Origin of the sequence: Pseudomonas sp. HS-18 (genome assembly GCF_020401845.1) — a bacterium.
In the GTDB taxonomy this organism is placed as follows: Bacteria; Pseudomonadota; Gammaproteobacteria; order Pseudomonadales; family Pseudomonadaceae; genus Pseudomonas; species Pseudomonas nitroreducens.
This window is the reverse complement of record NZ_CP084413.1, coordinates 561,804-581,609: the sequence shown is the minus strand read 5'-3', so window position 1 is coordinate 581,609 and position 19,806 is coordinate 561,804. Positions and strand designations below refer to the sequence as shown.

Annotated in this window: 17 protein-coding genes; 5 read left to right on the top strand and 12 right to left on the bottom strand. The window is 65.6% G+C overall.

Annotated elements, in window-relative coordinates:
- Positions 1–131 precede the first annotated feature (131 nt).
- Positions 132–833: a fumarate/nitrate reduction transcriptional regulator Fnr gene (fnr, locus tag LDJ84_RS02710; protein ID WP_413247442.1), complete on the top strand. Its 702-nt coding sequence runs from the start codon at positions 132–134 to the stop codon at positions 831–833.
- 64 nt (positions 834–897) lie between these two features.
- On the opposite strand, the gene LDJ84_RS02705 is transcribed toward fnr, so the two are convergent.
- Both LDJ84_RS02705 and LDJ84_RS02700 read right to left on the bottom strand, forming a co-directional pair.
- The gene (locus LDJ84_RS02705) at positions 898–2,871 is read right to left on the bottom strand and encodes a PhoX family protein (protein ID WP_226045874.1); all 1,974 of its coding nucleotides are present in this window, start codon (positions 2,869–2,871) and stop codon (positions 898–900) included.
- Positions 2,872–3,076: 205 nt separating this feature from the next.
- Complete coding sequence (locus LDJ84_RS02700; protein ID WP_024763623.1) at positions 3,077–3,784, bottom strand: MOSC domain-containing protein; 708 nt, start codon at positions 3,782–3,784, stop codon at positions 3,077–3,079.
- Between the two features lie 100 nt (positions 3,785–3,884).
- Between LDJ84_RS02700 and LDJ84_RS02695 the strand changes: the two genes are divergently transcribed.
- Entirely contained in the window at positions 3,885–4,763 is an 879-nt protein-coding gene (locus LDJ84_RS02695) for a LysR family transcriptional regulator (protein WP_024763624.1), read from the top strand.
- Positions 4,764–5,192: 429 nt separating this feature from the next.
- Here LDJ84_RS02695 and LDJ84_RS02690 read toward each other — a convergent pair whose 3' ends face one another.
- The 10 genes from LDJ84_RS02690 to bioB all read right to left on the bottom strand — a co-directional run bounded on the left by LDJ84_RS02690 (position 5,193) and on the right by bioB (position 17,629).
- Complete coding sequence (locus LDJ84_RS02690) at positions 5,193–6,971, bottom strand: acyl-CoA dehydrogenase C-terminal domain-containing protein (RefSeq protein ID WP_226045873.1); 1,779 nt, start codon at positions 6,969–6,971, stop codon at positions 5,193–5,195.
- 208 nt (positions 6,972–7,179) lie between these two features.
- On the bottom strand, positions 7,180–8,976 hold the full coding sequence (locus LDJ84_RS02685; protein ID WP_084359378.1) for an acyl-CoA dehydrogenase C-terminal domain-containing protein: 1,797 nt from the start codon (positions 8,974–8,976) through the stop codon (positions 7,180–7,182).
- A gap of 119 nt (positions 8,977–9,095) precedes the next feature.
- Positions 9,096–10,376: a sensor domain-containing diguanylate cyclase gene (locus LDJ84_RS02680; RefSeq protein ID WP_226045872.1), complete on the bottom strand. Its 1,281-nt coding sequence runs from the start codon at positions 10,374–10,376 to the stop codon at positions 9,096–9,098.
- A gap of 171 nt (positions 10,377–10,547) precedes the next feature.
- Entirely contained in the window at positions 10,548–12,353 is a 1,806-nt protein-coding gene (locus LDJ84_RS02675) for a phenylacyl-CoA dehydrogenase (protein ID WP_065085689.1), read from the bottom strand.
- Positions 12,354–12,663: 310 nt separating this feature from the next.
- On the bottom strand, positions 12,664–12,894 hold the full coding sequence (locus tag LDJ84_RS02670) for a hypothetical protein (protein WP_037015742.1): 231 nt from the start codon (positions 12,892–12,894) through the stop codon (positions 12,664–12,666).
- Positions 12,895–12,967: 73 nt separating this feature from the next.
- Entirely contained in the window at positions 12,968–13,651 is a 684-nt protein-coding gene (bioD, locus tag LDJ84_RS02665; protein WP_226045871.1) for a dethiobiotin synthase, read from the bottom strand.
- A 112-nt stretch (positions 13,652–13,763) separates the two neighbouring features.
- Positions 13,764–14,570, bottom strand: a complete 807-nt coding sequence (gene bioC / locus LDJ84_RS02660) for a malonyl-ACP O-methyltransferase BioC (protein ID WP_226045870.1) — start codon at positions 14,568–14,570, stop codon at positions 13,764–13,766.
- Positions 14,563–15,288, bottom strand: a complete 726-nt coding sequence (locus tag LDJ84_RS02655) for an alpha/beta fold hydrolase (RefSeq protein WP_065085686.1) — start codon at positions 15,286–15,288, stop codon at positions 14,563–14,565. Before LDJ84_RS02655 ends, bioC begins: the two co-directional genes overlap by 8 nt.
- Positions 15,281–16,486: an 8-amino-7-oxononanoate synthase gene (gene bioF / locus LDJ84_RS02650; RefSeq protein WP_226045869.1), complete on the bottom strand. Its 1,206-nt coding sequence runs from the start codon at positions 16,484–16,486 to the stop codon at positions 15,281–15,283. Before bioF ends, LDJ84_RS02655 begins: the two co-directional genes overlap by 8 nt.
- An 84-nt stretch (positions 16,487–16,570) precedes the next feature.
- The gene (bioB, locus tag LDJ84_RS02645; protein WP_054907998.1) at positions 16,571–17,629 is read right to left on the bottom strand and encodes a biotin synthase BioB; all 1,059 of its coding nucleotides are present in this window, start codon (positions 17,627–17,629) and stop codon (positions 16,571–16,573) included.
- 243 nt (positions 17,630–17,872) lie between these two features.
- Between bioB and LDJ84_RS02640 the strand changes: the two genes are divergently transcribed.
- The 3 genes from LDJ84_RS02640 (at position 17,873) to LDJ84_RS02630 (ending at position 19,771) form a co-directional block, all read left to right on the top strand.
- Positions 17,873–18,166 carry a hypothetical protein gene (locus LDJ84_RS02640; RefSeq protein WP_024763634.1) on the top strand — a complete coding sequence of 98 codons (294 nt, stop codon included), beginning with the start codon at positions 17,873–17,875 and terminating at the stop codon, positions 18,164–18,166.
- Between the two features lie 24 nt (positions 18,167–18,190).
- Positions 18,191–18,913: a ComF family protein gene (locus LDJ84_RS02635; RefSeq protein WP_226045868.1), complete on the top strand. Its 723-nt coding sequence runs from the start codon at positions 18,191–18,193 to the stop codon at positions 18,911–18,913.
- Positions 18,914–19,006: 93 nt separating this feature from the next.
- A complete protein-coding gene (locus LDJ84_RS02630; RefSeq protein WP_226045867.1) occupies positions 19,007–19,771 on the top strand; it encodes a TOBE domain-containing protein in 765 nt (254 codons plus the stop codon).
- Positions 19,772–19,806: the final 35 nt, after the last annotated feature.

Genomic DNA, 19,806 nt, shown 5'->3' with positions numbered 1-19,806 from the left:
CTGCTTCCCGACCAGTGATCCGACGGATGACAGATGGCTGTCAGTTGCTATGGTTCCATGAGGGGGCGATACGCCCGAGGAACGCTGAATTGCGCGCGATTGGCCGGCGCATGGGGATATGGATGAATCAGATGATCAAACCGCAACCGTACTGCAAGAACTGCCGGCTGGCGCCGCCCACTCTTAGCGACGAGAAGGTCGAGGAGCTGGAGGCGATCATCAAGCCGGGGCACCTGCTGCATAAGGGCGACTTCGTGTTCCGCCAGGGCGATCCCTTCCACAGCGTGTTCCTGGTGCGTTCCGGTTCGATCAAGACCTTCACCACCAACGAGCAGGGGCTGGAGAAGATCACCGGGTTCTATTTCGCCACCGAGATCTTCGGTTTCTCCGGCATGGGCGAAGGCAGCTATCCGGTGTCGGCGCAGGCACTGGAAAGCACGCTGTGCAGCGAGATTCCGTTCAGCCAGCTGGAGGAGCTGTCGCTGCAGATTCCCGGCCTGTCGCACCAGATCATGCTGATGATGAGCCGCAAGATCCGTGAGGATCAGCAGATGAAGCTGCTGCTCTCGCGGCTGAACTCGGACTCGCGCATCGCTGCTTTCCTGCTGAACATCTCCGCGCATTTCCGCGAGCGTGGTTTCTCTGCCACGCGCTTCCGCCTGAGCATGTCGCGCAACGAGATCGGTGACTACCTGGGGCTGGCGGTGGAAACGGTGTCGCGCAGCTTTACCCGCCTGCAGAAGCACGGGCTGGTACGGGTGGACGGGCGGGAGACGGAGATCGTCGATTTCACCGAGTTGTGCGCGTTGGCCGGGGGGGAGGTCGAGCTTTAAGGTTCCAGCGGACCGCCCGAGCGGCGAGTTTCCCTAAAGCCCCTCCCCCTCGCCTCTCTGCCCATCAAGTCCCGATCACACCCCCATCGTCCTTGGTGATCACCATCGTCGTGGAACGCGGAATGCTCTGGCCGTCGCTGGCCGGGAAGCTGAGGGACGGGTGCTGAATGTTCACCCACATCGTCCTGCCATCAGGGCTCTGGGTAATCCCCGTCAGCTCGCAGCCACGCGGGCCGACCAGGAAGCGGCGCACCTCGCGGCTGTGCGGGTCGGCGCAGAGCAGCTGGTTGCAACCCATGACCTGCATCGGCGCCTCGGCATCGTCGTAGTCGGTCTCGATCCACAGGCGGCCGGTGGTGTCGAAATACAGTCCATCCGGCGAGGAAAAGATATCGCCGTTGATGGTGCCGATCAGGTTCTTCGGCGCAGTGGAGCCCTTGTGCTCGCCAGCGAGCAGGAAGATTTCCCACTCGAAGGTGGTGGCGGTTGGGTCACCGCCGGCTTCGTTCCAGCGCAGGATCTGCCCGTGCAGGTTGTCCTTGCGCGGGTTGGCGGCGTCCACCGCCTGCTTCTTGCCGCGCGCATCGTTGTTGGTGAGGCTGACGTAGACCTCACGGGTGGTCTGCTGCACCGCGACCCACTCGGGACGATCCATCGGCGTGGCGCCCAGCAGGTCGGCGGCGGCACGGGCGTTGACCAGTACCTCGGCCTGGCTGGCGAAACCGTTCTCGGCGGTGAGGCCATTCTGCCCATGCACCAGCGGCAGCCACTGGCCGCTGCCATCGGCGTTGAAGCGCGCGACGTAGAGGGTGCCTTCGTCCAGCAGGTTGACGTTTGCCGCACGGTTGTTCGGCTCATACTGGCCCGCCGGGACGAACTTGTAGATGTACTCGCCCTTGGTGTCGTCGCCGTAGTAGAAGGCCATGCGGTTGTCGGCGCCCAGCGAAAGGGTCGAGCACTCGCGGCAGAAGCGGCCCACGGCGGTGCGCTTCTTCGGCGTCGAGGTCGGGTCGAACGGATCGATCTCCACTACCCAGCCGAAGCGGTTCGGTTCGTTGACATGGCCGCCGTGGGGCTGGTCGGCTTTGGGCGTGGCGTCGAAGCGCTGATCAACCGCCTCCCAGGCGTAGTAGTTGCTGAACTGGCCGTTGGACAGCCCATAGCGCTTGTGCGAGACGCGCTTGGCATAGTCGGCCTTGTCGCGGTTGACGAAGTACTGGTGCCAGTTTTCCTCGCACGCCAGGTAGGTGCCCCACGGCGTGACGCCCATGGAGCAGTTGTTCAGGGTGCCGAGCACCTGTTTCGCCTCCGGATCGCTGGCGGTGCGCAGCAGGTCGTGGCCGGCCAGCGGGCCGGACAGGTCCAGCGGCGAGCTGCCAGTGATGCGGCGGTTGTAGCTGGAGCCTTCGACGCGCTGCCACTGGCCGCTGGCGTCCTTCTTCACCTCGATCACGCTCAGGCCGTGGGCGGCGATTTCCTTGCGCACCTCGCCTTCCGGACGGCCACGGGTGCCATCGGGGCGGTCCTCGAAAGTCTGGCCCTTGGGGTGCAGCGTCGGGTTGATGTACTCGTGGTTGACCACCAGCAGGCCGTGGCTGTCCGGCGCATCGGGGAAGGGGAAGTAGTGCATGCCGTCATGGTTGTCGCCGGCCTGCAGTTCCTGGGCCTTCCAATCCTCGCTGGCGTCGCCTTTCCAGACCGGCGAGCCGCTCACCACGGCGTCGCCCCAGGAGAAGAACGGTCGCGCGCTGTAGCCCTCGGCGACTATCACGCGATCGAACTTCGGGTCCTGCTGCACCGCCACGCCCCTGAAGCCCAGCAGCGTGGTCGGTACCGGCGCATCGGCGGCGAATAGTGAACGGCCGGGGAACAGGCCGCCGCCGAGGAAACCGACGGCGCCCAGCACCAGGCTGTTCTTCAGCAGGCGGCGGCGCGAGGCGTCGATGAGCTCGCTCATCGGCACGTTGCCGGAAGGGTTGATCGCCTGGTCGTCGAAGGCGGCCAGCCGGTCGTGGAAATCCTGGAAATGCTCGCTCATCAGAGGTTCCTTCCGCGCGGCCGTCTTTCTGACGGCTCGGGTTGTCAGTAGAAGCTGTCGGCGGAAGGTTAGGAATGCGGTGTTACGACGACATGACAACGCCGCCGAGCCCTGTGACAGGCTCGGCGGCGGGAATAAAAGCCGCCCCGCAGGACCAAGACGACGTCCGGGGGCGGGCGCGAGGGCATTTGCGAAACAGCGCGGCTCAGGCTTGCAGGCCGCCCTGCTCCGAACATTCGGGGCCCGCCAGGCGGGCCGTCCAGTCTTCCAGCACGCCACTGGTGAGGCGTTGCGCGGCGGTCTTGCGCCAGCGCAGGGATAAAGCATCGCAGGCCATCATCAGGCGCAGGCCGGTACGGTCCAGCGGGTGGCCGAAGTACCAATCCAGCAGGCTCGCTACGCTGAGCTGCGGGTAGTGCCGCTGCACCAGTTCCAGCGGTGCGTCGGGTGCGACCATGCCGGAACGGCGCACCCGGTAGAACCAGCCGCAACGCCCCTGCTCCTGCACTTCCAGCGGCAGACCAGGGAGATTCCAACGCCGCGCAAGGCGGTAGCTGGGCGAGCGCGGCTGGCTCACTTCGATCAGCGCCTCGCCCCAGCGAAACAGGTCGCCAATGCAGACCTCCTGTTCATTGAGCCCGAAGGTCGACAGGTTCTCGCCGAAAGCCGGCTGTCGCCAGCGCGTCTGCGGGTGCTGCTTGCGCCAGTGGCGGTAGTGCTCGGCCGGGTAGTGGTGCAGGGCGCGGTCCAGGCCACCGTCGCGGCGCAGGTCGGCCCGTGCGTCGCCCGGCAGCCCTTCGGCGCCGAGCCAGACTTCCTGATGCGTTTCCAGCTTGTCGATATCGCTGAGTAGACCTCCCCAGCTTTCTTCGACTTTTCCTATGAAAACGCCCTGGATGACGATGCTTTCCACCTTTGTCTACCCATCTGAGACAGCGGACAAGCGCTAGAGTAGTGGCCTGGATGGGTGACACTCCATTTCGATTTTCCAGTTTCGTTGATAAGAAGACCTTATGGATTTCCGCCAGCTCCGCTATTTCGTCGCGCTTTACGAGGAAGGCCATGTCGGGCGCGCCGCCGAACGCCTGGCGATTTCCCAGCCGGCGCTGTCGCAACAGATTCGCCAGCTGGAGCAGAACCTCGACGTGGCGCTGTTCCAGCGCAGCGGCAAGCGCCTGCTGCCGACCGCCGCCGCGCACACGCTGTACAACCACGCTGTGCCGCTGCTCGAAGGCCTGGAGCGGGCCCGCGAGGCTCTGCGCGGCTTCCGCGGGCAGAGCGCACGCAGTTTGGCCATTGGTGTGCTGCAGACGGTCAACGCGAGCCTGGTTCCGCATCTGGTGGAACGCCTGCATGCGGCGCAGCCTCACGTGCAGGTGCGTATCTACGAGCTCTCCGGCGTGGAGATCGAGCGCCGACTGTTGATCGGTCAGCTGGATATCGGCATCGGCTTCCTGCCGCCGCGCCAGCCGGCGCTGCACGGCGTGGAACTGTACCCGGACGAATTGCAGCTGGTAATTCCGGCGGACCACCCGCTGAAGGACTTCAAGAAGGTGTCGCTGGCTCAGGCCGCTGAATTGCCGATGCTGCTGCTCGGCGAAGAATTCCGCGCCCGGCAGATCTGGCAGGAGCAACTGGCGGCCATTGGCCGGCGGCCGCGGGTGCAGGCGGAGCTCAATCATATGGGCGGCATCCTCGACAGCCTGCCGCAGAGCCGCTTCGCCACTGTGCTGCCGGGCCGCGCGCGGCAGATGCATGCGCACAAGGACTTGCTCTGGAAACCCCTGAGCGAACCGCGCATTCCGCTGAGCGTGGGGCTGGTCTATCGCGATGCCCAGCGGCAGCAGCCAACGGTGGAGCTGTTGCGCTCGTTGCTCGACGGCGCGGTCTGATGACAACCGCTTTTCGCAGGATCGAGGGGACACCTGGTTCTTGCTGGCGAACCCGGCCCCGCTAGGGGATTTGTTCGCGGGCAAGCTCGCTCCTACAAGTAACCCCATCGCGGAGCGACGCACTCGCGAAATCGCGAGCAAGAAAAAACCCCGCCTCTTTCGAGGCGGGGTTTTGCAGACCGATATCCTGACGTCCGTGCTAGCCACCGTCCTTGGTGGATTCCCTTGTTTCCGTATTGTCGTTGGCGCTTCCTGCGCAATGTCCTGACTGAGAGAAAGGTTACCGCTGTAGGCCGTTGCCAGAAAGACGCCGATCACCACCGCTGTTTGTAAGCCATGGCTTACAAAGATTCGAAATACCCTTCTTCTCAAAAGAAATATCACAATGAAAAAGCCCCGCCGAGGCGGGGCTTTTTCACACGTGATCGCTTAGAACTGCGCGGCGTCCAGCAGGTACAGCGACTCGCTGCCAGCCTTCACCGAGGCGCTCAGGGAGTGGATGCGCGGCAGCAGGCGGGCGAAGTAGAAGCGCGCTGTGCCGAGCTTGCTGGCATAGAACTCGTCCTGGCCTTCCTTGCCCAGCGCAGCGCGCGCCATCAGCGCCCACATATAGGCGTAGGCGGTGTAGCCGAAGGCGTGCAGGTACTCGACCGAGGCGGCGCCGATCTCGTTCGGATTGCCCTTGGCACGGTCCAGGACCCAGGCGGTCAGCTCGTCGAGGTTCTGCACGGCAGCGTTCAGCGGACCGGTGAACTCAGCCAGCTCAGCGGAAGCCGAGGCTGTGAAGGCACGAATCTCGTCGGTGAACAGCTTGGCGTAGGCGCCGCCGCTGCCGACGATCTTGCGGCCCATCAGGTCCAGCGCCTGGATGCCGTTGGTGCCTTCGTAGATCTGGGTGATGCGGCAATCGCGCACCAACTGTTCCTGGCCCCACTCACGGATGAAGCCGTGGCCGCCGAAGATCTGCTGGCCATGGATGGTGGTTTCCAGACCCATGTCGGTGAGGAAGGCCTTGGCCACCGGAGTCAGCAGTGCGACCAGTTCCTCGGCGCGCTTGCGGGTGGTCGGCTCTTCGCTGTACTTGGCGGTATCCAGCTGCATGGCAACGTAGCTGGAGAAGGCACGGCCGCCCTCGTTCAGCGCTTTCATGGTCAGCAGCATGCGACGCACGTCCGGGTGGACGATGATCGGGTCGGCGGCCTTGTCCTTGGCCACGGGGCCGGTCGGCGCGCGGCTCTGGATACGCTCGCGAGCGTATTCCACGGCGCTCTGGTAGGAGCGCTCGCCAGTGGCCAGGCCCTGGATGCCAACGCCCAGGCGCTCGTAGTTCATCATGGTGAACATGGCGGCCAGGCCCTTGTTCGGGGCATCGACGATCCAGCCGGTGGCGCCGTCGAAGTTCATCACGCAGGTGGCGGAACCCTTGATGCCCATCTTGTGCTCGATGGAGCCACAGGACACGGCGTTGCGCTCGGCCAGGGAGCCGTCGGCGTTGACCATCACCTTCGGCACCAGGAACAGCGAGATGCCCTTGGAACCGGCCGGCGCGTCGGGGAGCTTGGCCAGCACCAGGTGGATGATGTTCTCGGTCAGGTCGTGCTCGCCGCCGGTGATGAAGATCTTGGTGCCGGAAATCTTGAAGCTGCCGTCAGCCTGCGGCTCGGCCTTGGTGCGGATGATGCCCAGGTCGGTGCCGGCGTGCGGCTCGGTCAGGCACATGGAGCCGGCCCAGGTGCCGGCGTACATGTTCGGCAGGTACTTGGCCTTGAGTTCTTCGCTGGCGTGGTTGAGCAGCGACAGGCAGGCGCCGGCGGTCAGCATCGGGTACAGGCCGAAGGACAGGTTGGCCGAGTTGACCATTTCCTCGACCTGGGCGCCGATCACCTTGGGCATGCCCATGCCGCCGAATTCCGGCGCGCCGCCCACGCCCACCCAGCCGCCTTCGGCGTAGGTGCGGTAGGCCTCGGGGAAGCCGGCCGGGGTCTTCACACCCTCGGCGCTCCAGCTGCAGCCTTCTTCGTCGCCGCTGCGGTTCAGCGGGGCGATCACGCCGCCGGTGACTTTACCGGCCTCTTCGAGGATCGCCGAGGCGGTCTCGGCATCGACGGTCTCGGCCAGTACGGGCAGTTCGCCCCAGAGCCTGGCAACCTCGAAGACTTCATTGAGGACGAATTGCATGTCGCGCAGGGGAGCTTTGTAGTCAGCCATGATGGATCCTCGAACGAAAACGACGGCTGATCAGGCAGCCAGCGGTATCAGAATAGGAGGTACACGAAGGTACGCCGCCGGAGTTTACTCCAACAACTTTTCAGACTTTAAGCGTCATGTTGTGACCGCACAACTATAGATTGGTCACAATATGTAGCGAAAAACGAGGAGGCCCGCGCTGGGCGGGCCTCCTCGTCTGGCTCGGGGCTTACAGGGCGAATTGCTCGGCCGACAGGCGCATCAGCACCTCGGAACCCGCCTCCGCTGCCGCCACATGGGACAGCGCGCGAGGCAGCAGGCGGCTGAAGTAGAACTCGGCGGTGGCCAGCTTGGTTTCGTAGAAGGCCTTCTCGCCAGCGCCCTCTTCCAGCTTCTGCTGGGCGACCAGCGCCATGCGCAGCCAGAAGTAGCCAAGGGTGATGTAGCCGGAGTACATCAGGTAATCCACCGAGGCGGCACCGACTTCGTCCGGGTTCTTCATGGCGGCCAGGCCGAGTTTCTGGGTCAGCTCACCCCATTGCTTGTTCAACGCCGCCAACTGGGCGACCTGGGCCTTGAGCTGCGGGTGCTCGGCGTGCTGCTGGCAGAGCTGGTGGACCAGCCTGGTGAAGCCCATCAGCAGCTTGCCCTGGCTACCGAGGACCTTGCGGCCCAGCAGGTCCAGCGCCTGGATGCCGTTGGTGCCCTCGTAGATCGGCGCGATGCGACAATCCCGGACAAGCTGCTCCATGCCCCATTCGCGGATGAAGCCGTGGCCGCCGAACACCTGCATGCCGTGGTTGGTCACTTCCAGGCCGGTCTCGGTCATGAAGGCCTTGCAGATCGGCGTGAGGAAGGCCAGCAGGTTGCCGGCGCGCTCGCGCTCCTCGGCGTCCTGGGAAAGATGCTCGATGTCCAGGAGTTGTGCGGTGAAGTAGGCCAGCGCGCGGTTGCCCTCGTTGAACGCCTTCATGGTCAGCAGCATGCGGCGCACGTCCGGGTGGACGATGATCGGGTCGGCGGGTTTATCCGGCGCCTTCGGGCCGGTCAGCGAACGCATCTGCAGGCGGTCCTGGGCGTAGCGCACGGCGCCCTGGTAGCTGGTCTCGCCGAGGCAGAGGCCCTGCATGCCGGTGCCCAGGCGCGCGTGGTTCATCATGGTGAACATGCAGGCCAGGCCCTTGTTGGCTTCGCCGATCAGGAAGCCCCTGGCACCGTCGAAGTTCATTACGCAGGTGGCGGAGGCCTTGATGCCCATCTTGTGTTCGATGGAGCCGCAGGCCACGGCATTGCGCTCGCCGACGTCGCCGTTCGCATCGAGGTTGAATTTCGGCACGATGAACAGCGAGATGCCCTTGGTGCCGGCCGGCGCGTCGGGCAACTTGGCCAGCACCAGGTGGATGATGTTCTCGGAGAGGTCGTGCTCACCGGCGGAGATGAAGATCTTGGTGCCGGTAATCGCGTAGCTGCCGTCGGCATTGGGCACGGCGCGGGTCTTGATGATGCCCAGGTCGGTGCCGCAGTGCGGCTCGGTCAGGCACATGGTGCCGGTCCAGACCGCGCTGGTCATGCGCGGCAGATAGGTGTTCTTCTGCTCTTCGCTGCCGTGGGCGTGGATGGCGGCCATGGCACCCTTGGTCAGGCCGGGGTACATGCCCCAGGAGCAGTTGGAGGCGCCGATCATCTCGCTGACCAGCAGGCCGAGGGACGGCGGCAGCCCCTGACCGCCATATTCCGGGTCGCTGGAAACGCCGTTCCAGCCGGCCTCGACGTACTGTGCAAAGGCTTCCTTGAAGCCCTTGGGCGTGGTCACCACGCCATTGTCGAAGTGGCAGCCTTCCTCGTCGCCGGAGCGGTTCAGCGGGGCGATGACCTGTTCGCAGAACTTCGCGCCTTCCTCGAGGATGGCGGCGAACATGTCCGGGGTGGCGTCGGTGGCGCCGAGGGCTTCATAGCGACCGGTGAAGTCGAAGACTTCGTCGGTGAGGAAGCGCACGTCGCGCAGGGGGGCCTTGTACTCGGGCATCGCGAATCTCCGTTCGGTTCTGGGCGCCAGCATGGCGCGGAAACCTCGAACCTAACGGGGCGTGACCGCGCGGACAATCACGCTGCACGCGCTGAATGCGTGGTCATAACCCGGCCGGGTCAGGCAGTACGCACCGCTCCGCGACGGGATTGCCCATGCACGGCCACACGGTTGCGCCCGCCGCTCTTGGCCGAGTAAAGCGCCTCGTCGGCACCCTTGATGACCTCCTCCGGGCTGCGCCGCTCGCCATCGCGCTCGGCGACGCCGACGCTGATGGTCACCGAGACGGTTTGCGCTTCCTTGCCCGCACGTCTGTTGCGGCCCTGTCGATCGTCCTTGGGACGGTTGCCGCGGTCGCGCAGGTGCATCGCGTAGCTCTCGATGGCCTGGCGAACGCCGTCGAGGTACGGCAGGCACTGTTCCACCGTCTTGCCGGCGAACACCAGCGTGAATTCCTCGCCGCCATAACGGTACGCCTTGCCGCCGCCGCCCGTGCGACGCAGCTGGCTGGCAACCATGCGCAGCACCTGGTCGCCGACGTCGTGGCCGTGGCTGTCGTTGAATTTCTTGAAGTGGTCGACGTCGATCATCGCCAGCACGTACTGCTGGCCCAGGCGCTGGAAGCGCTCGTTCAGCGCGCGACGGCCAGGCAGGCCGGTGAGCTCGTCGCGGAAGGCCATCTGGTAAGCCTCGTGCGCCACCGCACCGGCGAGGGTGAGCATGACCAGGCTGGTCATCACGGTGAGCGCATGGGGCAGGATGAATACCTTGGGCAGCATCCATAACAGGCCAAGCAAGCCAACCAGTTGCGCCGCGTGCAGCGGCCGCGGCTGGCGCACGTAGGCGGCGACCAGGGCGACGAAGGCCATGAGGAAGCCGAAGTAGGACAACTGCGCCAGGTTCATCCATTGGCCGTGCAAGGCCGGCCAGTAGGTGGCGCTGAGCAGTTCCGCCAGGCCCTGCGGGAAACGCCTGGCCAGGGCCGTCGCGACTCCGGCTACGGCAATCAGCGCGGCGCTGCGGGCCAGAAGGTCCTGCAGCAGGTGCATACGCTCCTGCCAGATGCCGTACATGCCATAGAGCAGCGGCAGCAGCACACAGCACAGGTGGAACACCAGAGCGGCCTCCGGCATCACCACGCGGTGCGCCTGGAAGTAGTCGACCTGGGTATCGAGCAGGAAATACGCGATATAGACCACGGCCAGCATGAACAGCTGGCGCTGGCGGCCATAGACGAGGCACAGGGCGCCGCCCAGCAGCAGCAACAGGGTCGGCAGGACGTTGAACAGGGAAGTGAAGAAGTCGGACAGTTCGGCCAGGGAGCCGGCGGCAATGCCGGCCGGGATCAGCAACAGGGGCGTGAGGAAATGGCTGAGCCGGTAGGGGGCCGTGGGTCGCACAGGGGGTTCCGCAGAGTAGGTGTCGGACTCGGGATCAGTCGGCCGACAAGTGGCGTAATGATGGCATCTTCTGCAGCGCTTTGTGTGCCCGCGGATACGAAAAAGCCCGCCTTGCGGCGGGCTCTTTCCTGTTCAGCAGACGGACGGCGAACCGTCCGCAGGAGGCACTGATCAGTAACCGAGGGCGAAATCTTCCTCGGCCAGGTCCATCAGGTTGTTGGCACCCGACAGCATGGCGCCGACGTGCGCGCGGGTGCGCGGCAGGATGCGCTGGAAGTAGAAGCGCGCGGTCTTCAGCTTGGCCTGGTAGAAGGCCTCTTCGCTGGTACCGGCTGCCAGCTTCTCGGCCGCCAGGCGAGCCATGTCGGCCCAGAAGTAGGCCAGGCACGCGTAGCCGGAGAACATCAGGTAGTCGACCGATGCGGCGCCGACTTCCTCGCGGTCCTTCATGGCGGCCATGCCGACCTTCATGGTCAGGTCGCCCCACTCCTTGTTCAGCGCCGCCAGCGGTGCAACGAACTCTTTGACCGCTTCGTTGGCTTCGTTGGCCTGGCAGAACTTGTGCACGATCTTGGTGAAGCCCTTGAGCGCTTCGCCCTGGGTCATGAGGATCTTGCGGCCCAGCAGGTCCAGCGCCTGAACGCCGGTGGTGCCTTCGTACAGCATGGAGATGCGGCTGTCGCGGACGTTCTGTTCCATGCCGTGCTCGGCGATGAAGCCGTGGCCGCCATAGATCTGCACGCCGTGGTTGGCGGCTTCGAAGCCCACTTCGGTCATGAACGCCTTGGCGATCGGGGTGAGGAAGGCCAGCATCGAGTCAGCGGCTTTCTTCTCTTCTTCGTCCTGGCTGCGCTGGACGATGTCGACCTGCTTGGCGGCGAAGTACAGCATGGCGCGGTTGCCTTCGGCGAATGCCTTGGCGGTCAGCAGCATGCGACGTACGTCCGGGTGCACGATGATCGGGTCAGCGGGCTTCTCCGGGGCTTTCGGGCCAGTCAGCGAACGCATCTGCAGACGTTCACGAGCGTAAGCGATGCCACCCTGGAAACCGATTTCGGCGTGGGCCAGGCCTTGCAGCGCGGTGCCCAGGCGAGCGGTATTCATGAAGGTGAACATGCAGTTCAGGCCCTTGTTCGGCGGGCCGATCAGGAAGCCGGTGGCGGCGTCGAAGTTCATCACGCAGGTGGCGTTGCCGTGGATCCCCATCTTGTGTTCGATCGAGCCACAGGAAACGGCGTTGCGCTCGCCCACGTTACCTTCGGCGTTGGGCAGGAACTTCGGCACGATGAACAGCGAGATGCCCTTGGTGCCCTGCGGGGCGTCGGGCAGGCGGGCCAGTACGATGTGGACGATGTTATCGGCCATGTCGTGTTCGCCGGCGGAGATGAAGATCTTGGTGCCGGTGATCTTATAGGTGCCATCAGCCTGCGGCTCGGCCTTGGTGCGCAGCATGCCCAGGTCGGTGCCGCAATGCGGCTCGGTCAGGCACATGGTGCCGGTCCACTCGCCGGACACCAGCTTGGTCAGGTAGGTTTGCTGCTGCTCGGAGGTACCGTGGGCGTGCAGGGTGTTCATGGCGCCGTGGGACAGGCCCGGGTACATGCCCCAGGACCAGTTGGCCTGGCCGACCATTTCGCTGATCGCAAGGCCAAGGGATTCGGGCAGGCCCTGACCGCCGTGCTCGACGTCATGGGCCAGGCTCGGCCAGCCGCCTTCGACGAACTGCTGGTAGGCCTCTTTGAAACCGGTCGGGGTCTTGACGCCTTCCGGGCTCCATTTGCAGCCTTCCAGGTCGCCAGTGCGGTTCAGCGGAGCGATTACCTGTTCGCAGAACTTCGCACCCTCTTCGAGGATGGCATTCACCATGTCCGGGGTGGCGTCTTCGGCGCCCGGCAGGTTCTGGTAGTGCGCTTCGTAGCCCAGCAGCTCGTCGCGAACGAAACGGATATCACGCAAGGGGGCCTTGTAATCAGGCATAGCGGTAAACCTCTACGAAGGGTTCTGGTTAATGGGCGACCGGTTGCTGCGGTCGCAGTGCGGGAGCATTCCCGGCCGCCCAGTCGGTGCGCGCACGCATCCGGACAGTCAAACAGGCGTTTGAAACATACGTTTACGCCATACCCTTGTCAAGCATGCAAACCGACCATCCGGTCACGCCTGCGGCGCTGTCCGAGCGACGCATTCGCAGCGACGTCCTGAGGATAATTAAAGCCCATGGCAGAGCGGCCGGCGTGTCTCGAGGACAGCCGGCCGCTACAGGGAAATCAGGGAGTGGGAAGAGACGCGATCAGGCGCGGATATCGATCAAGGTGCCGAGCGTTTCGTCGGCTGCCTGAATGACCTTGGCGTTGGCCTTCACTTCGTGCTCGCCGCGGCGCAGGTCCACCAGGCGGTCGTTGAGCACTTCGCTGGGCGCGGTGCCGGCGGTGGCGATGTCGGTGCTGGCGCGGTCGACGCGGCGCTGGCCGTTCTGCACGCCATACAGGCCCGCAGAGAAAGCATTACCGGAAATTTCCATCGTCACGCCTCCACAACAAAAGCAGCAAGTGGCCACTATTCAAGCAGACAGACCGCCCCAGGCCAAGGCTCGGTTACAAATCCAGGATGCCCAGGTCCAGATGCGCAGACACCGCCGCTGGAGTCGCCGAGGCCAGGCGCGGCACGCGCCCGAGGCAGGGCGCGGGCAGTCGCTCGGCGAGGGTGGCAAGGTTTTCTTCCAGACGGGAGGTCTGCGGATCGACGATGTTCGCCACCCAGCCGGCCAGCACCAGGCCATCGCGCTGGATGGCCTCGGCGCTGAGTACCGCATGATTGATGCAACCCAGGCGCACCCCGACCACCAGGATTACCGGCAGCCCGAGGGCGACGGCGAGGTCCGACAGGTTCTCTTCCCCCGCCAACGGCACGCGCCAGCCACCGGCGCCTTCCACCAGGGTGAAGTCGGCGCCCAGTTCCAGCACCGAACGCACCGGGCCCTTGAGCGCTTCGACCGTCAGCTTCACGCCCTGCTCGCGGGCGGCAAGGTGCGGCGCAATGGCCGGCTCGAAGGCGAAGGGATTCACCTGCTCGTAGGCCAGCGGCACGCTGCACTCGCCCAGCAGCGCCAGCGCGTCGGAGTTGCGCAGGCCCTCGGGGCTGCGCTCGCAGCCGGAGGCCACGGGCTTGGCAGCCGCGGTGGACAAGCCCGCCTGCCGCGCCGCATGGAGCAGGCCGGCAGCGATGGTGGTCTTGCCGATCTCGGTGTCGGTGCCGGTGACGAAGTAGGCGTGGGACATGGCTTCCTCTTGGCTCTTTGATGTAGGAGCGAACGTGCTCGCGAACGGGATTCACCGGCAGCACTTGAGCTGGGCGGGTTCGCGAGCAATAACGATGGCGTCCCCCTCGCTCCTACAGGGAAGAAGGTTTGCGCAGGACGGCGTAGACCACCCGATAGGTCGCCGGCAGCCCCTCGGGCTGGCGGAAGCGCTCGTAGGCGGCGATCAGCGCGCGCACCCGCTCGCGCCCGGTGAGGCCGTCGGGCCGACCGGGATTGAGGTTGTGCGCGCCGAGGGCCTTGAGCTCATGGGTCAGGCTGCGCAGATCGGGGAAGTGCAGGACGCGACCCTCGGTACGCAGCTCCAGCAGATCCAGGCCGCTATCGGCGCAAAGCCGTTGGTACTGCTCGAAGGCGCGGAAGCGGTTCACGTGGACGAAACCGTCCACCGCCTCCCAGCTCTGCCGCAACTCGCCCAGGGTGCCGATGCACAGGCTGCTGAAGGCCAGCACGCCACCGGGGCGCAGCACTCGGCGCGCTTCTGCGAGCACGGCCGGAAGATCGGCGCACCACTGCAGGGCCAGGCTGGAGAACAGCAGATCAACCGCGCCGTCGCGCAGCGGCAGGCACTCGGCGTCTCCGCCGACAAAGTAGTGCGCGCCGCCCTGCTCGCGGGCGTGGCGCAGCATGCCCTCGGCGATGTCGACGGACAGCCCCTGCGAATGTGGATAACGCGCCGCCAGGGCGCGGGTGAAATAACCGGTACCGCTCCCCAGGTCGATCCAGCGCTGCGGCACGCCCTCGGCTGGCAAAGACTCCAGCAGACGGTTGCCGACGGCACGCTGCAGTTCGGCTACCGCGTCGTAGGTCGATGCGGCGCGGGAGAAGGAAGCGGCCACCTGGCGTTTGTCGGGCAAGCCGGTACTACTGCAATCAGGCATCGTCGCCCTCGTGGATGAAACGCAGGATGGCGCCGGCCACTTCGTCCGGCTGCTCCAGTGGCAGCCCGTGGCTGGTTCCGGGCAGCAGGTTGACCTCGACATCCGGCAGCCATTCCAGCAAGGCATTCGCGGCGCTCGCCGGGACCAGCGCATCGTTGGCAGCGAACAGGTGCAACTGCGGTCCGGGATAGCGGCCCAATGCGGCGCGGGTATCCAGTTGCCCCAGCAGTTGCAGGCCGGCGGTGAGCCCTTCGACATTCATCTGCGGCAGCGCCACCTGCAGCTGGCGAGCGAGGGTGCGAGCGTCGCGGGCTCCCTGGCTGACCAGCATCGTGAAGCGCTTGCGCACCAGGTGCGGCTCCAGCAGGAAGGCTTCGAAGAAGTCCTCGAACACCTCATTGGCCATCGACTCCGGCCAGTCCTCGCGGCGGCGGAAACAGGGGTTGCTGGCCAGCGTGATCAGGCCGCGGCAGGACTCGCCCCGGCGCGCGGCCAGTTCGGCGCCGAGCATGCCGCCCAGCGACCAGCCGGCGATCCAGGCGTCGTGGGCGACGTTGTCGTCCAGCTCGTCGAGCCACACGTTCGGGTCGGCGTCGTCGGGCAGCGGCTCGATCTGTACGTTCAAATGTGGCGCCTGCTCCAGCAGCGCATCGCGCAACGGTTCCAGCGGTGCGCTGCCCAGGCCCCAGCCCGGCAGCAGGATCAGTTGGTCACGCATCATCGCCCTCCTCGGCATCGATCTCTGCCAGAAGGCTAGACGACACGCGCTGCCAGCTTTCGGCCAGCGCCACCAGCAGGCGGTCGACCTGTGCCTCGGTGTGCGAGGCGGACAGGGTCACGCGCAGGCGCGCGGTGCCGGCGGGTACGGTGGGCGGGCGGATCGCCCCGACCAGAATGCCGCGCTGGCGCAGCTCCGCGGACAACGCCATGGCCTGGGCGCTGCCGCCGATGAGAATCGGCTGGATCGGCGTCGGGCTGTCCATCAGGCGCAGGCCGATGGCCGTGGCGCCGGTGCGGAAACGCGCGATCAGCGCATTCAGGTGATCACGGCGCCAGCTCTCGGCGCGCAGCAGTTCCAGGCTTTTCAGCGTGGCGCAGGCCACGGCGGGCGGCTGGCTGGTGGTGTAGATGTAGGGGCGGGCGAACTGGATCAGCGTCTCGATCAGTTCCTCGCTACCGGCGACGAAGGCGCCGGCGGTGCCGAAGGCCTTGCCGAGGGTACCGACCAGTACAGGCACGTCCTCCATGCTCAAGCCGAAGTGTTCGACGATACCGCCGCCCATTGCGCCCAGCGGGCCGAAGCCGTGGGCGTCGTCGACCATCACCCAGGCATTCTGCTGTCTAGCCGTCGCGCAAAGGCTGGGCAGGTCGGCCAGGTCGCCGTCCATGCTGAACACGCCGTCGGTAACGACCAGCGTGTTGCCTTCGGCCTTCTCCAGGCGCGAGGCGAGGCTGGCGGCATCGTTGTGCAGATAGCGCGAAAAGCGCGCACCGGAAAGCAATCCGGCATCCAGCAGCGAGGCGTGGTTGAGGCGGTCCTCCAGCACGCTGTCGCCCTTGCCGACGAGCGCGGTGACGGTGCCCAGGTTGGCCATGTAGCCGGTAGAAAAGAGCAGCGCGCGCGGGCGACCGGCGAACTCGGCGAGTGCCAGCTCCAGTTCGTGGTGCGGGCCGCAGTGGCCGTTGACCAGGTGCGAGGCGCCACCACCGACGCCCCAGCGTTCGGCGCCGGCGCGCAGCGCGGCAATCACCTCGGGGTGATTGGCCAGCCCCAGGTAATCGTTGGAACAGAAGGCCAGCATCGGCTGGCCGTCAATGACCACCTCCGGGCCCTGCGGCGATTCCAGCAGCGGGCGGCGGCGGTAGAGGTCCTCCGCCTGGCGCTGGGCCAGGCGGGCGGCGAGATCGAAAGGCATACGCAACCCCTTAGCTGCAATTCAGGCTTCCGGCTGAAGGCCGAGCCCGTAGGAGCGAGCTTGCTCGCTCCTACGAAAAGCAGGTCAGGCCGAAGCCGCGTTATAGAACAGCTGGGAGTCGCGTTGTTCCACCAGCGCCTGCTCGATGGCAGCCTGGTGCACCTCGTCGGCGTGCTCCTCGCGCTCCTCGGGCTTGATGCCCAGTCGCGCGAACAGCTGCATGTCCTTCTCGGCCTGCGGGTTGGTGGTGGTCAGCAACTTCTCGCCGTAGAAGATCGAGTTGGCGCCGGCCATGAACGCCAGGGCCTGCATCTGCTCGTTCATCTGCTCGCGGCCGGCGGACAGGCGCACGTGGGATTTCGGCATCATGATCCGGGCGACTGCCAGGGTGCGGATGAAGTCGAACGGATCGACGTCCTTCTCCTCGGCCAGCGGGGTGCCCTTGACCTTCACCAGCATGTTGATCGGCACCGATTCCGGGTGCTCGGGCAGGTTGGCCAGCTGGATCAGCAGGCCGGCGCGGTCGTCCACCGACTCGCCCATGCCGAGGATGCCGCCGGAGCAGATCTTCATCCCCGCCTCACGTACGTACGCCAGGGTTTGCAGGCGCTCGCTGTAGGTGCGGGTAGTGATGATGTTGCCGTAGAACTCCGGCGAGGTATCGAGGTTGTGGTTGTAGTAGTCCAGGCCCGCTTCGGCCAGGGACTGGGTCTGTTCCTGGGTCAGCTTGCCCAGGGTCATGCAGGTTTCCAGGCCGAGCTTTTTCACGCCCTTCACCATTTCCAGCACGTAGGGCATGTCCTTGGCGGACGGGTGCTTCCAGGCGGCGCCCATGCAGAAGCGGGTCGAGCCGATGGCCTTGGCCTCGGCAGCGGCCTGCAGCACCTTCTGCACTTCCATCAGCTTTTCCTTGTCCAGGCCGGTGTTGTAGTGGCCGGACTGCGGGCAATACTTGCAGTCCTCCGGGCAGGCACCGGTCTTGATCGACAGCAGCGTGGAAACTTGCACGCGATTCGGATCGAAATGCGCGCGGTGCATGGTCTGTGCCTGGAACAGCAGGTCGTTGAACGGCTGTTCGAACAGGGCGCGGACTTCGGCAAGGGTCCAGTCGTGGCGGGTTACTTGGGCTGCGGTGGCACTCATCGGCAAAGTCCTTCGACGCTTGGGGGCGCGCCTCTTGTCTAAGGTGCCCCGGCGGCGCACCACCGGGGAAATCAGGCTCAAGGCATCATATGTGGAGCTGTGACGCTGTCAACCACTCTCACGACACAGGTCGACAAGTGATCACTTATTGATCACAAGCAAACAGCCGGTGGCTGCTGTTTCTGAACCGATCCGGCCATTTGCCGCTCCAACCAGACAGCACACTCAGGAGTCATTACCCAGATGGGAACAGAAGGATTCTTCGACGGCCTTGGCCAGATGGCCGGCAAGGCCATCCGCTTCATCGTCGATCTGCTGTCGGGCGTACTCGGCGGCCTCTGGCGCGCCATGGACGACTTCTTCCACGGCCTGGCACGCGCTGTGGGAATCGACGTCTCGATCTTCAGCTTCGTCCTGCTCTTTATCGGCCTGCTGCTGCTCTACAGTGGCATCCGCGCCTTCCTGCGGCGCTCGATCTTCGGCGGGCTGATCTGGACGGTGCTGGGCCTGGTGGTCCTGAGCTGGCTGATCCACTGACGGCGCCGCCCTGCGGAGGGCGGAATGCGATTGCTTCACTGGCGCCCCGTCTGGTGGCGCCCACGCGTGCAATGCCTGCTTTGCGCTGGAACGGCGGAACAGGCGGTGCTGCCGCTGTGCGCCGGTTGTGACGACGACCTGCCCTGGCTCGCCGGCCACTGCGTGATCTGCGCGCTGCCCCTGCCGACCCTCGATCTCGCCTGCGGCCAATGCCTGCGTCGAGCACCCGCTTTCCAGAAAGTGGAAACGCCGTTGCGCTACGGCTTCCCCGTCGATGCGCTGATTACCCGCTTCAAGCACCAGGCCAACGCCCCGCTGGGTCGACTGCTCGGCCAGCTACTGGCGCGCCATCTGCTGCACGTCTTCGACGAGGGTCTGGCGCGACCGGAGCGGCTGATCCCCGTTCCCCTCTCCCGTCGGCGTGAGCGCCAGCGCGGCTTCAACCAGGCCGCCCTGCTGGCCGACTGGATCGCCGGGCCGCTCGGTGTGCCGGTAGATAACCGCCTGGTGCTGCGCGCGCAGGACACCCCGGCACAGCAAGGCCTCGATGCCGCCACCCGCAAGCGCAACCTGCGCAATGCCTTCGTCCTGGCCGACGGAGCCATGGTCGATGGCCTGCACCTGGCGCTGGTGGATGACGTGCTCACCACCGGCGCCACCGCCGAACGCATCGCCCGCCTGCTGCGTCGCGCGGGAGCCAGGCGGGTGGATGTCTACTGCCTGGCGCGCACGCCGGCCCCGGAATAGACGACCGTTCAGCCACATTCCTGGCAGCTGCCCCTTGCGTTTTGCCCGCCAGCAACGGAGCCTCCCCGCATACCAATAAGTACCCGCGGAACCATGACCACCCTCAGCCTGTTGACCCAACACGTTACCCGTCGCCCGCAGCGCATCGCCCTGCTGGCGCAGATCGCCCAGCTCGGTTCGATCACCCACGCCGCCAAGGCCGCCGGGATGAGCTACAAGACCGCCTGGGACGCCATCGACGAACTGAACAACCTCTCCGACCGCCCGCTGGTGGAACGCAGCGTCGGCGGCAAGGGCGGCGGCGGTGCACGCCTGACGGTCGAAGGCGAGCGCCTGCTGGCGCTCTACCAGCGCCTGGAAGCGCTGCGCGAACACATCGTCGAGCACGTCGAACACCAGGCCGACCTGGAACTGATCGGCCGCCTGATGATGCGCACCAGCGCGCGCAACCAGTTGCACGGGCACGTTTGCGCGGTGGAGGCGTCCGGGCTGAATGACCTGATCAGCATCGAGCTGCCCGGCGGCTCGCGCATTCAGGCGCGGGTCACCCGCGAAAGCACCGAGAAGCTGGAACTGGCCGACGGCATTCCGGTGGTCGCCCTGATGAAGGCCGGCTGGCTCTATGTCGACCTCCCGCACATCCCTTGCCCGGAAGGGCTGAACGCCCTGGCAGGGCACATCGACGACATCCGCGAAGCCGACGACGGGCCCAGCGAAGTGCGCATCCAGTTGCCCAGCGGGCAGATGCTCTGCGCCCTGACCGACCCGGAGCGCATCGAGATCCTCGGCCTGAAAGCCGGCTCGCCGGTGCGCGCACAGTTCTCCCCGGCCCAGGTGATCCTCGGCACACCGCTGTAGCCTCCCAGGCACATGAGATTCCCTGCCTCATATCA